The sequence below is a fragment of the Chryseobacterium sp. IHB B 17019 genome (genome assembly GCF_001456155.1).
Lineage (GTDB): Bacteria > Bacteroidota > Bacteroidia > Flavobacteriales > Weeksellaceae > Chryseobacterium.
On record NZ_CP013293.1, the window covers coordinates 2,101,834 to 2,116,852 of the forward strand.

Here is a 15,019-nt window from a genome sequence, read left to right on the forward strand (position 1 = left end):
TGACTTTTCACATAATTGGCTATTGACAATTAACATAAAAAGACATCATTTCAATGATTGAGATGGTGCCTTTTCTGTTTAAACCAATTTTCAACAGTAACAAATTGGTTATTAATAACCATTTGTATAATTTTTCATTTTCTCAATTTGAGATAATAAATATTTTTGCTATTTTTGTTTTCAATCAAAAAAGGCTTTTTATGTTCAAGAAAACCGCCATCGTAAGTTTATTTACCCTTATTTCTGCTTCGTATATGGCTCAAAATACTACTGCTTTACCCGTTTATTTAGACGATTCAAAACCTGTTGAGCAACGCATTCAGGATGCACTTTCCAGAATGACGCTGGAAGAAAAAATTGCTATGATCCATGCACAGTCAAAATTCAGTTCACCTGGAGTTCCAAGGCTGGGAATTCCGGAATTCTGGACCACTGACGGCCCGCACGGTGTTCGCCCCGAAGTAATGTGGGACGAATGGAACCAGGCAGGATGGACGAACGACTCTATCATTGCCTACCCTGCTTTAACGGCACTTTCCGCAACATGGAACAAAAATATGTCATGGAATTACGGTAAAGCCCTTGGAGAGGAAGCCCGATACAGGAAAAAAGACATTCTTCTGGGCCCCGGAGTGAATATTTACAGAACTCCACTGAACGGAAGAAACTTCGAATACATGGGAGAAGATCCTTTTTTAACATCAAAAATGGTGGTTCCCTATATCAAAGGAGTGCAGTCAAATGGTGTGGCAACTTCGGTGAAGCATTATGCTTTAAACAATCAGGAAATGTTCCGTCATACAAGCAATGTGAACGTAGACGACAGGACGTTGTATGAAATTTATCTTCCGCCCTTCAAAGCGGCGGTGACGGAAGGTGATTCCTGGACGATCATGGGTGCTTACGACATGTACAAAGGGCAATACGCGAGCCAGAATCAATATTTATTAAATGATATTCTTAAAAAAGAATGGAATTATAAAGGCGTGGTGGTTTCCGACTGGGGCGCTGTAAACAATACGGAACAGGCCATCCACAACGGATTAGACCTTGAATTCGGAAGCTGGACAAACGGGCTTTCGGAGGGAAATTCTAATGCTTATGACAATTATTATTTAGCTAAACCTTATTTAAAATTAATTAAAGAAGGAAAAGTGGGAACCGAAGAGCTCGACGATAAAGTAACAAGATTGCTTCGCCTGGCTTATAAAACGACGATGAACAGGAACAAACCCTTCGGAAATATTGCTTCCGAAGAGCATAAAGCGGTTGCCAAAGAAATCGGTGAAGAAGGAATTGTCTTGTTGAAAAATCAGGGAAATGTGCTTCCGATTGATCTTAATAAAGCTAAAAAAATTGCCGTTATCGGTGAAAATGCCATTAAAATCATGACGGTCGGTGGTGGTTCTTCATCTTTAAAAGTGAAATACGAAACCCTTCCTCTAGCCGGAATTAAAACCAGATTCGGGAAACAGGCAGATGTACAGTATGCGAGAGGTTATGTTGGAGATATTGGCGGAGAGTACAACGGTGTAAAATCGGGTCAAAACCTGAAAGACGAGCGTTCTCCACAGGAATTGCTGAATGAAGCCGTAGAATTAGCAAAAAATTCCGATTATGTAATTTTCGTGGGTGGATTGAATAAAGCTGATTTCCAGGACAGTGAAGGAAATGACAGAAAAAGCTACGGACTGCCTTATAATCAAGACAATGTGATTTCTGCGCTGGCAAAAGCAAACAAAAATCTTGCGGTAGTTTTGGTTTCAGGAAACGCGGTTGCAATGCCTTGGATAAAAGAAGTTCCTACGATTGTTCAGGCTTGGTATCTAGGTTCTGAAGCCGGAAATTCGATCGCTTCCGTATTGGCGGGAGATGCGAATCCGTCAGGAAAACTGCCGTTTACTTTCCCTGTAAAACTGGAAGATAATTCCGCCCACCAAATGGGAGAATATCCCGGAAATAAAGAGGAATTGGCTGCTGGAAAAGGAAAAGACCAGAATAATCCAATCAATATTACCTATAACGAAGGGATTTTGGTAGGTTACCGTTGGCATGACACGAAAAAAATTAAACCATTATTCAGTTTTGGACATGGTTTGAGCTATACCACTTTTGAATTCGGGAAGGCAAAAGCTGACAAAACAACGATTTCTCAGGACGATAAAATTACATTTACCGTTAAGGTTAAAAATACAGGAAAAAGAGCCGGCGCGGAAGTTGCCCAGCTGTATATCAGCGATTTGAAATCTTCTGTTCAGCGTCCTGCAAAGGAACTGAAAGGTTTTGAAAAAGTATTTTTAAATCCGGGAGAAGAAAAAGAAGTGACTTTTACGATTGATAAAACAGCTCTAAGTTTCTTCGATGCCGACAAGCACGACTGGGTTGCAGAACCTGGAGATTTTGAAGCACTGATCGGGAATTCATCAGACGCCATTAAGACGAAGGTGAAGTTTACACTGAAGTAATTTTACTTATTTATATTTCTAAATGAATGCCCGGATTTTTATTTGGGCATTTTTTAATTAAATTGATATTCGTTCAACCTCTGTTCACCGGATTTATTTAAAATTTTATTTTCAACAGCCCATTTCAAATCCCTGCTTGCTGTAGGTGCAGAGCAATTAATTCTAATATTTTGTCTGTAATAAGTATAAGGTGGTTTCAAAATATCATTTGATAGTATCAAAAAAGATATTGATTTTAAACTTAACAAAAAAGCATCTGAAGTTTCAGACACTTTGATTTAATTAAAATTAAGTTTATTTACTTTGCTCCTCCCGCATTTTTCTCAACATCCGTTTTGGTATTTTCTTTTACCTTCTGATTTCCAAAACGTTTTACAAATGAAAGCGAAACACCGTACCAATCCCATTTCATAGAATTTCTGATGGTTCCGGTCTGGTTATATGTTGTCGCATCAAAATTAGGTCTCTGGAAAATATTCATCAGCTGTAAACTGGCTTCCATCTGGGTTTTCGGGAAAATTTTGGTTACAGAGATATTATGGAAAAAATTGGTTTTGTTGGCGTAAGAATTCCCGTTATTCTGATTGGCTATTTCTACCCATGCGCTTACATTAATATTTTTATTAAAAAGGTTGGTATACGAAATATTTGTAGAGCCTCCCCAATAACTTATATAATCTTTTGCTTCCAGATTATTTTTTAGATTAAAATCGCTGTTATCCAGATAATACCATCCGAATCCGACATTTACGCTCATTTTATTTTTTAAAAATGTTTGATTGGTATTGGCAAAAAGATAATATTTCTCGACTCTTCCTTTAAAATTATCCGGCTGGGTAATTGTTCTGTTTTTCCCCGGATTTGCAGGATCGGTTTCAAAAATATAGCTCGTCCAGTAATCCTGATCCGTATACATGTATCTTGCTGAAATAAAATATTTCTTAAAAAGCCCCAGTTTCATGTATAATCTGTGGTTCGGATTCGGCTCCAGCTCCATATTTCCGCGGCTAAAAAATCCGTTGTCGTTGGGAGTCATAAAAGGATTAAATTCCGCGTACCAGGGGCGCCACAGGCTTCTGTTATAAGTAAAACTCAGATCATATTTATCAGAAAAAGAATACTTTAACAGTAAATTGGGCAAAAAGGTTCCGTAAGAATCTTTTCTGCTTGTACCGGCTACATCCTGACGCATTTTATAATCGATATGTTCATAACGGATCCCAAATCTGGCCTCTAATTTTTTAAAGAAAGTTTTACTATAATTCGCATACAATGAATTAATATTATCCTCATAATGAAAAACATCATGGCCGCTAAGCCCGTTAATTTGAGTGGCAAACAAATCATTAGGAACAACATTATTATTAAAATCCATTTTACCACCCACTTCCAGCGTACCCCATTCTTTTCCTAAAGGCTGAGTATAATCGACTTTAACATAATAATTTCTGTTTTCGCTGTCCGATAGAACACGGGTCTCGTTCATGGTGGGAGGATTGGTAAGAACTACTCTGTTATTCACAAAATTGTTATCCTCGGATTGCCCGTAGTAATTGGAACCTACATTAATATCTAAAATCCTGTTTTTTTCTTTATCATAAAATTTATAAAAAATATTGGTTCCCAAAGTACGGCTAAGCCCCGACGCCCATTGATTCTGAGAATAAGAATTATTAAAAACATCATTGACGTGCGTTATTCCGGTTGCATCTGCAGAATTCATCGACTTCCCCTGATAGTACTCCAAAATAAGTCCCATTGTATTCTTATCATTCAGCTCAAATTCTGAAGTGGAAGAAACAGAAGGGCTCTTGCTTCTGCCTGTGCTTTCAGTATTGATTTGCGTGGCAGAATTATCCGCATACACCTCGCTCAGAAGGGCACTTTTCTGAAGATAGGTATTATCGCTGTAGCTTCCGATAAAGGTCTGGGTAAAATTCTTCTTATGATAATTAAGATTAAGATTCGTGTACTGTGAATTCTTCGCCTGTTGTCTGTTGTTCAGGGTTATGCTTCCTTTTATTCCTTCATCATCTCTCTTTTTCAACACGATATTAATGACAGATCCGGCCGTTTCATATCTTGAAGACGGACTTGTAATCACCTCGATTTTCATGAGATTATCGGCAGGAATTGTTTTTAAATACTCCTTTAATTCCTTGCCTGTAAAAACAGATTTTCGGTCATTAATATAGACCGTTACCGATTCTCCTTCCGCTTTTATGGCATCATTGTTATCAATACTCAGCAAAGGGGTCATTCTCAAAACATCCCAGGTTGTATTTCCGGCTAAAATAGAACTGTTGGCAACATTAAAAACAGTGCGGTCAATTTTGGATTCTACCGTTGGTTTTCTGCCCGTTAACGTAACAGCCTCAATTTCCTTTTCCTTTTTTATGGTATCTTTTTTCTCCTGAGCAAATACCAAAAGGTTCGTCAGTAAAGCGATTGATGAAAATAATCTTTTCATTAGTTATTACGTTTTTCTATAAGACACCAAATGTTGAATAATGTTACATTAAATCGTAAAAAAAATGAAAAAATATTTTTTTAGAGGTTAAAATCTTGAAATTTAAACTTCAATAATCAACTCTTTCTCATAGCCATTATATTTCTCTACGACATATCCATGAGGATTACAGATAATTTCCGTTTCTCCGATTTTGTATCTTGAAGGTGTATGAATATGTCCGTGGATCCAATACAAAGGCTGATGTTCAAGAATAAAATCCTCAAGATTAGAAGCATAAGCCGACGTTAATGGATCTTCTTTGAAATGCTCGGGAACCGATTTTATACTTGGTGCGTGATGAGTCACAACAATATTTTTGAGATCTTTTGAATTTTCCAAACTCTCTTGAAGCCAGGCCTTTGAAAATTGATGAATTTTAAAAATATCAACCGACCTCATTTTTGAATAAGAAGGATCGCTCCTGATTTGTTTATAATCATTCATTCCGTTTTGACATACAAATCCATAATATCTCGGATCTCCGAAGATGGAAAAATCCGTCCATAAAGTTGCTCCATGAAAACGAATTCCATCAATATCCACAAAAGAATCTTCCAACAGAAAAACATTTGAATCCTGCGCCAATTCTTTTATTTTATTTAAAGTTTTAGGATAAGAACCTTTGTAATATTCATGGTTTCCAAGAACATAAATCACCGGTTTATTGGGGATTTTTGTTTTAATCCATTCAATTCCTTTTGTCCCCAGATTCACATCTCCAGCCAAAACAACAAGATCTGCATTATCAAAAGATAAATCAGTATATCCAAACTCCTGATGCAGGTCGCTGATGATTTGTATTTTCATTTAGCTAAAATAAAAAAGAACCGGCACATTACACCGATTCCTCTTTATATATTATGAATTCTTAATTATTTGAAACAACCATTTCTGCTTCCTTAATTTTAATACTCTTTAAAATAAAGTACACTAACATTCCCAATGCAAACACGGCATATCCCACGAGAATAATTAAACTTAAATTCCCGACCGCCAATGTTGATGGGAAAACCTGGCTCATTAAAGTCATGAAAGACAACCCGATTCCCGCTCCCAAAAAGTAACTGGTAGACCCCAAGCTTGAAGCCACACCATAACTTGAGGCATTCACATCCTGAATTCCCAACACTGACAAAGCCGTAAAACAAAAGGTCATTCCTATCCCTGAAATACAAGCCGCTCCCAATAAAACCAACGGTAATGAGTGACCAAAATATACCGAAAACAGTAAAATTAAAGCTCCTGATAGCATGAAAATCCACCCGAAAACTCCCATTTGGGAAGAATTTAATCTTTTAGAGATATGAGGTAAAACAAATTTGGCCACCAAAGCAGACATCACACTGAACGGAACCAACATCAATCCCGCGGAAGCCGCGCTGTGATTCATATCTTTTTGCAGCATCAATGAAATCAGGAACAAAAATCCGATGAAAAAAGCTCCCAACGCAACAAAAGTAAGATTGGAAACCTTCAACGATTTATGTTTAAATAATTTTAAATCAATCAAAGGCTGAGACACAGATTTTAAGCGATAAAATACCATTGACAGTAACAAAACAGCTACAATTAAAGAAGAAACGACCATAAAAGTTTTTTCCTTAATGTGAATCAATTCGTGTGTTCCGTAAGTCAAGCTAAGCAATCCCAAGACCAGTAAAATTCCCGAAGCAACGTCAGTTTTCTGAGATTTTCCTGATGTTTCATCCTTCGGAAGATATTGAAAAGCAAAAACTAACGTAATTAAAAGAACCGGAACATTGATAAGAAAAACCCAATGCCAGCTTAGATATGTACTGATAATTCCGCCCAGTGAAAGCCCACTTCCCGAACCAATCGCTGCAAACGAACTGAAAATCCCGATCGCCCTGTTTCTCTCCTGATCTTCTTTAAAAGTATTGGTCACAATTGACATCGCAGAAGGCATGATGAAAGCCGCTCCCAATCCCTGTAAAGCCCGGAAAACAGCCAATGTTTCAAAGCTGGTTGACAATCCCGCACCTAAAGAAGTGAGCATAAAAATCAATGATCCTAAAAGAAAAATCTTCCTACGACCGATCTGATCTGAAAGTTTTCCTCCAATAATCAGAAAACCACCAAAAAATAGCACATACAACGTCTGCAACCACTGAACCGTCTCCGCTCCGATACCGAATTGTTCCTGAATGGAAGGAATCGTCAAATTAATAATCGCAATATCCAAAGCCTCCACAAATGTTCCCACCGATGCTAAAATTAATATTAAATTCTTTCTTTCCATATAGTTCAATTATGCTGCAAAATTAAAATTAATAGAACATATATTAAAATTATATATTAAATTTGGAACATATTTGCATCCAATTTAAAATTAAAAGGACAAATATTCTTTTATTTAAAAATTAACCTAAAAAAACAGGACAAATGGCAGCAGAAAATTATAGTCTTGACGAAAAAGATCTCTCTATCCTCCGCATTTTACAGAAAGATGCGAAGTTGAGTGTCCGGGATGTTGCAGCAAAAATTAACTTAAGCTCAACTCCAACTCACGAACGAATCAAACGGATGGAAAAATTGGGTGTCATCAAGGAATATACTGCGGTTGTAGACCGGAAAAAGGTGAATAAAGGAATGATGGTGGTCTGTATGATCGCACTGAATGTCCATAATAAAAAAACGGCAGGACGCTTCATTGAAGAAGTCGGAAAGTTGAAAGAAGTGGTAGAATTTTATAATATCAGCGGAGATTTTGACTTTATGCTCAAGATTCTGGCCCCGAATATGGATGAATTTCATGAGTTTTTCGTGAATAAATTATCTGAAATTGAAGGAATTGGGCAGACAAAAAGCATTTTTGTGATGAATAGTATTAAGGAGAGCTCGCAGATTCTTTGATTTTAATTTAAAAGTGGAGTTCGCTAGGTTTTTGTTTAAATTATTGTAGATATTTTTTCGTTCGCTCAGCGAATGATTGTCGCGTCTCTTTGTCATCCTGAAAGGATCTCAACAACGTAATTCTAAAACTTTGTATAGAACCTTTCAGGATGACAAAGAGAATGATTATTTCTAATATTATTGATTTGTTTAATAATATTTTAAGTCTTTTTTAATGTTAAAAACTTATATTTTCCAATTTGAAATGAGTAAATTGAGTCATTAAAATACAAAATTATGCCTTGGAATCCTGATATTTATAATCAATTCAAGAATATCCGCTTCAAACCTTTTTTTGATATCGCCGATCTTATTAAAGATGAAAAACAAATGAAAGTGGTTGATTTCGGTTGTGGAACGGGCGAACAGACTGCAATTTTAGCGGAAAAATTCCCGCTGGCTACATTTCTCGGTGTTGATTCTTCTGCTGAAATGCTTGAAAAATCAAAAGCTCTTGAAAATGATCGCCTTCATTTCCGGAAAGCGACTACTGAAGAGATTTTAGACCGCGACGAAAACTGGGATCTTATTTTCAGCAATGCAGCTTTACAATGGTCTGACGATCATCAGAATTTGTTCCCAAAACTGATTTCAAAACTGAAAAGTAATGGTCAGTTGGCGGTACAAATGCCATATCAACCAGGAAATATTCTTAATAAAATCCTTTTTGAAATGGCCAATGAAGAGCCTTTCCGTACACACCTAAACGGTTGGAACCGCCCTTCTGCAGTATTAACCGTTGATGAATATGCGCAAATTCTCTTTTATAACGGTATTGAAAACCTTGATATTTCACAAAAAGTATACCCTATTATCGCGGAAGATCATGAAACTTTATTCAACTTTATTTCAGGATCGGCACTGATTCCGTATCTGGAAAGATTGAATGAGGAGCAGCAAAATACATTTACATCAGAATTCAAACAGCGTATTGCAAAGAGTTTCCCAACGCTTCCTGCTATTTATTCTTTTAAAAGAATTTTGCTTTACGGAAGAAAAAGTAATATTATTAATTAGAATTAAAGAAACAAAAAAAAGCACTCAATGAAGAGTGCTATATAAAGAAAATTATATTTTCTAAGTCTGTACAAAACGTATAACTATAATAAGTAGCTTACGTTTTGAAGTGTTTCCAACTATAATTAATTAAATCATTACAGTTGTAAGATTTAAATTATGCTAACTTTACGTTAACTGCATTTAAACCTTTTTCTCCTTTTTGTACTTCAAAAGTTACCACGTCGTTTTCACGAATTGATCTTGAAATTAATCCTGAAGAGTGTACAAAAACGTCTTTGCTCCCATCTGAAGGAGAAATAAATCCGAAGCCTTTTGCTTCATTGAAAAATTTTACTGTGCCTTGTTGCATTGTAATTGTTATTAAAATTATTATTTTTGGGCTTATTACCCAAGTTATTAATGTTTGTTTTTTATAACTCAGAAATATTGAAAACTAAACTTGTTTTTTAATTCTGTATTTATAAAAGTTATTGGTATTAGTTACTTAAATTAATGTTGTTTTTTGTTGAGCAACAGCCATCTTAAGTCCTATCAGATTCTGAATTTTCTTTAAATCTGTCAGTTCTTCACCGTCACCAAACGAAACTGCAATTCCTTCGGCTCCTGTTCTTTGTGATTTTGACGATACCGAATTGCCAGTCACCTCAACAGGGTTATTCAATATACTTTCAGCAAACTTTCTGATATCCGGAGACATCGTTGCAGAAAAAAATAAAGTCTGTCTTTTTTGAGGAACAAGTTTTAAAATCTTTTTTACATCATTTACACACTCCATTTCCAGCATTCTGTCTGCCTCATCCAATACCAGTATTTCTAATTTGGAAAGATCAATATGTCTCTGATTCACCAAATCCAATAGTCTTCCCGGAGTTGCCACCAGGATATCCACTCTTTTTCTTAAAGCAGCAAGCTGGCCTCCTGCCAAAACACCACCAAAAATGGAAAGCTGTGATAATGGTAAATATTTGCTGTAAATACCAAGATTTTCTTCGATTTGTATCGCTAATTCACGTGTTGGGGTGAGTATCAACGTTCGGATTTCCTTATGTTCTGGGGTATGTTTTTTAAGTAATTGCAGAATAGGCATGGCAAATGCAGCCGTTTTTCCGGTGCCTGTTTTTGCACAAGCTATAATATCATTTCCCGCCAAGATATGCGGAATCGCAGAATACTGTATTTCCGTAGGCTTAGAATATCCGGCTTCGGTGACAGCACGAATGATGGGATTGATTAAATTTAAATTTTTAAAACTCATTATAAAAGTTTCCGGTCTCCCCGGTATTTTGTGGCAAATCCATTTTATAGGAATTTGAATTGGTGTATTGTAAAGGATAAACAAGTAAAGAATGATCTTTTTTATTCATCATTTTGCTTGCTTAAACTATGACAATAGATATTCACATTGAAATAATATTGATTAGCCTGCAATGACGTACGCTCTCATTGTAAAAAAGGTTCTTAATATCCTAACATTTTTCACAAGTGAAAGAGGGTAGAAATTGGTAGCTGAAAAAGCGAAACTGAAAGAAAAAATTGAAATTTAGACTATTACAGAATAGCAAAGGCAGTAACCTGTTTTTATAATTGATGCAAACATACAACAAAAAAATGAATAACAACTGGTATAAACCAAAAAACTTTGTTTAAAAGAAAATAAAGCACCGGAAATTTTATTAATATTTAAAATCCTTCAGAAAATTTTTTAATAACATTGACAAGATCAATTCCTTTTCCTAAAACTGGTTGAAAAATATCACCTTCGCTTTCCAAACGTTCAACAGCATTTAAAATCGTGAAATCGCTCATCTTCAAACCTTTCTTTACCTCATCCCAATGCAGCGGCATAGAGACTGTCGCGCCGGGCTTTGGACGTACAGAATACGCTGCAGCAATTGTCGCGTGGGGCCTGTTTTGTAAAAAATCAAGATACATTTTACCTTTTCGGTCTTTGATGGCACGTTCGATACTTGTAAATTCTGATAACTCATTGTGAACCAAGGTTACAATCACCCGGGCAAACTCTTTGGACTGCTCATAAGTATATTTATTTCCCAACGGAATATAGATATGCAGCCCGGTCGAGCCGCTGGTTTTACAATAAGAAGGAATTCCCAAATCATCCAAAATCTGTTTGGTGACCTGCGCCGCTTCTATAACCTGATCAAAAGAATTCTTATCCGGATCAAGGTCGATGATACAGAATGAAGGATGATCCGGCTTTTGTATGGTACTACTCCATGGATTCATCTCGATACATCCAAGATTAGCCATATATAACAAGGTCGCTTCATCGTCTCCCACGAGGTAATGACGGTCGCGGTCATCAGTTTCACTGTGGTATAAAAAGGTTTTCACCCAATCCGGGGCTTTGCCTGTGACATCTTTAAAATAAAAGCTTTTCCCGTTGATCCCATTTGGGAAACGGTTCATGCTTTGCGGACGGTCTTTAAGGTATGGAAGAATATAAGGTGCAACCTGAAAATAATAATTGATGAGATCTCTTTTCCTTAATTTCTCATCCGGCCAGAAAATTTTATCGAGATTGGTGAACTTCAGCTCGTGGCCTTTTACTTTTTTTACCTGTGTTTTTTCAGTTGGATTAAGCAAAGTTTTTACACTTTTATTTTCTGAAGCTTTTACAATATGGTCTTTTTTTTCTTCAGATTGAGTATTTCCGGTATCTGCAATGATGTTTTCCGTATTTTTTTCTACTTCCAGATGTACTTCTTTGGCTTTTTTATCAGATCTCATTCCTTTAAATGAAGGATGACGAAAAACTCCGTCGTCAGTGATCTCGGCATAGCTTACTTCACATACAAGCTCTGGTTTGAGCCAGGTTGCCGTAGCTTTCGGAGGATTGGGGCGGAAGCGGGAAGGTTTATTAATGTCCGGTTCTGTATTAAAAGGATTTTTTTTCGTAATCAAAGGCTTAAATTCTTCCATCATTTCTTTTTGTTTTTTTGAGGAAAAACCTGTCCCCACTTTTCCTACGTAATGAAATTCTTTCCCCTGATACACTCCTAACAGCAAAGAACTGAAAATTTTTGAAGAGCCTTCATTATTCGTGAAACCACCGATTACAACTTCCTGTCTTTTATCAGTTTTAATTTTAAGCCAGTCTTTGGACCGAGCGCCAATATCATACGTACCATTGGCTTTCTTTGCCATAATACCTTCCAGCCCCAGCTTTTGAGCGGCTTCAAAAAACTCTATTCCATCGGTATTAAATATCGTGCTGATTCTGATTCTGTCATCATTATTCTGGCTGAAAATATGATTAAGGATGGCATGTCTTTCCAATAGCGGCAACTGTGTAAGGTCTTTACCATCGTACCAAAGCAGGTCGAATGCGTAAAATATCAGCTCTCCGTCTGTTTCGCTCCGCCAGTTTTGAAGGCTTGCAAAATCGGAAACACCGTTTTTATTGATGACTGTAATTTCCCCGTCAATAACCGCTTTTATATTCCAGTTTTTGAAAATTTCTGTTATTGAATAGTATTTGTCTGTGAATATTTTATTGTTCCGCGATCTCAGGTCTACCTTACCGTTATCAATATATGCGATGGTTCTGTAACCATCCCATTTTACTTCATAAACCCAATCCGGATCACTGAACGGCTCGTCCACAAGAGTTGCCAGCATTGGGGAGATATCTGCCGGCCAGGCTGCCTTTTTCGCTTTTTTTAAAAGTGAGCTGATCTCGTTTTGCGATGTTTTGTCATGAGCCACTGCTTCTTTGCCGATCTCGGTTTGAAGCTTTTTCTGCGGCTCATTTTTTTTAGTTGTTTTTGCCGCCATAATAGTGTATTTTAGAAATACAAAGCATATTTTATGCCTATTTTTCTTAATTTTATACTATTGCAGAATCAAGACTTAGGAAATTTTTATTAAATTAAAATTGATTAAAATATCTCTAAAATTTATCATTAATCTACACTTATGATATTCTGATTTAATTTATTAATTTTTCTCTGCATCCTAAACTGAAATACAGAACCCACAATAAACAATACGAAAAGCACAAGAAGGGTCTGCCCGATAATAGGATCTGTAGGTGCTTTCGCCAGAGGATGCCCTACCGGAACACGGGTAAAAGTCTCATTAACCGTGGGAACCAATGACAGGAAAAAACTGAAGGAAAGAAGAATGTTTTCAAAAAAACGGGCCCTGTTATTTCCTTTCTTTTTAAAATAAAGAAAATACGCTGTCAAAATTAAAACCACAATAAAAAGAGCAAAAATATGCCCGGCATTAAAACCTCCGTGCTTCGATAATCCCAACGCCGTAAGCGAGGTAACGAGTGTAAGATAAAAATAAATTTTCCCGGTCAGCCGACTGAGGTCAATTTTACCATTTTTGATGAAACCAATAACTGCCGCAACAATTGCAATAATACCTATAACGGTATGAAAAATACCTAAAATTGATAATCCCATTACTTTAAATTTTAATTTCTTTAAATGAATACTGCAAATTTGCGCTAGTTCATAAAGAATAAGTTTGCGGATTCGTCCAATTATTTGGTAATTTGGTTCACTTAGGTGTCGGGGAACTAGTAATTTTTATAGGGAAGATTTAGAATTAGATTTAGAAAATTATTGATTACTGCTTGGTTTTAAGACGGTAATTTGTAGGCGTAACATGATATTTTTCGTGAAAACTTTTAGTGAAATTAGCCAAATCATTAAAACCGCAATCAAACGCGATGTCTGTAATACGTTCGCTGGAGATTGTAAGCAATTCGGCGGCCTTTTCGAGTCTTTTGTTTTTAATATAATTCGCCGGGGAATCATTGTATACTTTCCGGAATTCCCTCTTAAAAGAAGAAACACTCAGATTAGTTTTCCGGGCAAGCTCCTCAATATTGACCTGAAAAAAAAGATGAGCTTCAATAATCTGCCGGAATGTGTAGGCGGCCGGTGAAAAAAGTTGAGATAATATTACCTGGACCGTTTCGGATTTCTCGGTCTGGGAAAGTAAAAGGATAATTTCTTTAAGCTTTAAAATCAAAATATCATCATTAACCAAAGAGGGATTTTCAAAATAAAAGAGAAGACCTTCAATATACTTCTGAATCAGAAAATCGTTATTTATTTTCTCGCTGGACTGGTTGGTCACCTTATTATTGGGCTGAAGAATCAAAGGAAGTTCTCTTTCGTAGACTTTCTTTAAAATATCGGGATGGAAGGTAACAATTACCATTTCTCCATCGTAACTGCCCACATTTTGTATTTTCTTGCCGGAATCTATACAGCTTAATAACAAAGAATGATCGGTAGGAATATTGATGTGTGCATCATCGTACTGATAGTCCATCTCACCTTTTAGCATATATAAAAAGCAAGCCTGCTCCGAAACAGGAAAAGAAAATTCAAAAGGCGATTTTAAGTCTACTTTTTGAATGAATGTTTTGCCAAATAAATCAATTTTTTTATAATCGGTAACCATTGAATTCACTTTGTAAGAAAGGTCAAGTACCGGATTTCCACCGGCCGTAGTCAAATATAAGCAAAAACTTTTGTTACCCAACTGACACACCCTTGTCATAGCTGAGACTTACTTTTGAGGACAATTTTAAAACAATAACAAAAATGAACCTAACTTCCATTCGTATTATCACTTCAAATATTGATGTTTTAATCAAATTTTACGAACACATCACCGGTAATCAAATGATACAGTACACTCCTGATTTTGCCGAACTAAAAACAGATGGCGCCACACTGGCTATCGGCAGTACAAGAACGCTGCAGTTTTTTGGAGGCGAAAGTGTTGCCCGGGCTGCTGAAAATCATACTGCCATCATCGAATTCAGGGTGGATGATGTAGAAAATGACTATCAAAGACTGGCAGATTACCTGGAACCTTATATTGTTCAGAAGCCTACAACAATGCCGTGGGGAAATAAATCGCTGTTATTCCGAGATCCTGACGGTAACTTAGTAAATCTGTTCACTCCAATGACGGCGGAGGCTGTTAAAAAACATGCCGAAGGGTAGATACCGGTTTAAGAATTTAAATGAAATGAGAGTGGATCATCTGCTCTCATTTTCATTATCTGATTTTTAAAAAATTTAAATTACTACTATTTAATTAATTGATTTTCAAA

General features: G+C 36.3%; 11 protein-coding genes and 1 pseudogene. 4 read left to right on the forward strand and 8 right to left on the reverse strand.

The genetic code is table 11. The features are described 5' to 3' along the window. Positions 1–200: 200 nt before the first annotated feature. The gene (locus tag ATE47_RS09720; RefSeq protein ID WP_062163507.1) at positions 201–2,465 is read left to right on the forward strand and encodes a glycoside hydrolase family 3 C-terminal domain-containing protein; all 2,265 of its coding nucleotides are present in this window, start codon (positions 201–203) and stop codon (positions 2,463–2,465) included. Between the two features lie 298 nt (positions 2,466–2,763). Here ATE47_RS09720 and ATE47_RS09730 read toward each other — a convergent pair whose 3' ends face one another. The 3 genes from ATE47_RS09730 to ATE47_RS09740 all read right to left on the reverse strand — a co-directional run bounded on the left by ATE47_RS09730 (position 2,764) and on the right by ATE47_RS09740 (position 7,237). After that, positions 2,764–4,935, reverse strand: a complete 2,172-nt coding sequence (locus tag ATE47_RS09730) for an outer membrane beta-barrel protein (RefSeq protein WP_062161785.1) — start codon at positions 4,933–4,935, stop codon at positions 2,764–2,766. 102 nt (positions 4,936–5,037) lie between these two features. Beyond that, entirely contained in the window at positions 5,038–5,784 is a 747-nt protein-coding gene (locus tag ATE47_RS09735) for a metallophosphoesterase (RefSeq protein ID WP_062161786.1), read from the reverse strand. A gap of 61 nt (positions 5,785–5,845) precedes the next feature. After that, a complete protein-coding gene (locus ATE47_RS09740; RefSeq protein WP_062161787.1) occupies positions 5,846–7,237 on the reverse strand; it encodes an MFS transporter in 1,392 nt (463 codons plus the stop codon). A 143-nt stretch (positions 7,238–7,380) separates the two neighbouring features. On the opposite strand from ATE47_RS09740, the gene ATE47_RS09745 reads away from it, so the two are divergent. Together ATE47_RS09745 and ATE47_RS09750 are read left to right on the forward strand one after the other, a co-directional pair. Beyond that, positions 7,381–7,851, forward strand: coding sequence for an Lrp/AsnC family transcriptional regulator (locus ATE47_RS09745; RefSeq protein ID WP_062161788.1), 471 nt, complete (start codon positions 7,381–7,383; stop codon positions 7,849–7,851). Between the two features lie 276 nt (positions 7,852–8,127). Then, positions 8,128–8,907 (forward strand): methyltransferase domain-containing protein, encoded by a 780-nt coding sequence (locus ATE47_RS09750; protein ID WP_062161789.1) that lies wholly within the window; start codon positions 8,128–8,130, stop codon positions 8,905–8,907. Between the two features lie 157 nt (positions 8,908–9,064). Here the strand turns inward: ATE47_RS09750 and ATE47_RS09755 are convergent, their stop codons facing one another. The 5 genes and pseudogenes from ATE47_RS09755 to ATE47_RS09775 form a co-directional block, all read right to left on the reverse strand. After that, a complete protein-coding gene (locus ATE47_RS09755) occupies positions 9,065–9,259 on the reverse strand; it encodes a cold-shock protein (protein ID WP_062161790.1) in 195 nt (64 codons plus the stop codon). A 261-nt stretch (positions 9,260–9,520) separates the two neighbouring features. Further along, a pseudogene (locus tag ATE47_RS09760) lies at positions 9,521–10,165 on the reverse strand (DEAD/DEAH box helicase); the annotation flags it as partial. A 425-nt stretch (positions 10,166–10,590) separates the two neighbouring features. Next, positions 10,591–12,708, reverse strand: coding sequence for a DNA ligase D (gene ligD / locus ATE47_RS09765; protein ID WP_082632560.1), 2,118 nt, complete (start codon positions 12,706–12,708; stop codon positions 10,591–10,593). A 128-nt stretch (positions 12,709–12,836) separates the two neighbouring features. Then, positions 12,837–13,346, reverse strand: a complete 510-nt coding sequence (locus tag ATE47_RS09770) for a hypothetical protein (protein WP_062161791.1) — start codon at positions 13,344–13,346, stop codon at positions 12,837–12,839. Positions 13,347–13,512: 166 nt separating this feature from the next. Beyond that, positions 13,513–14,412, reverse strand: coding sequence for a helix-turn-helix domain-containing protein (locus ATE47_RS09775; protein ID WP_228376259.1), 900 nt, complete (start codon positions 14,410–14,412; stop codon positions 13,513–13,515). Between the two features lie 89 nt (positions 14,413–14,501). Between ATE47_RS09775 and ATE47_RS09780 the strand changes: the two genes are divergently transcribed. Continuing rightward, positions 14,502–14,909 carry a VOC family protein gene (locus ATE47_RS09780; protein ID WP_062161792.1) on the forward strand — a complete coding sequence of 136 codons (408 nt, stop codon included), beginning with the start codon at positions 14,502–14,504 and terminating at the stop codon, positions 14,907–14,909. Positions 14,910–15,019 lie beyond the last annotated feature (110 nt).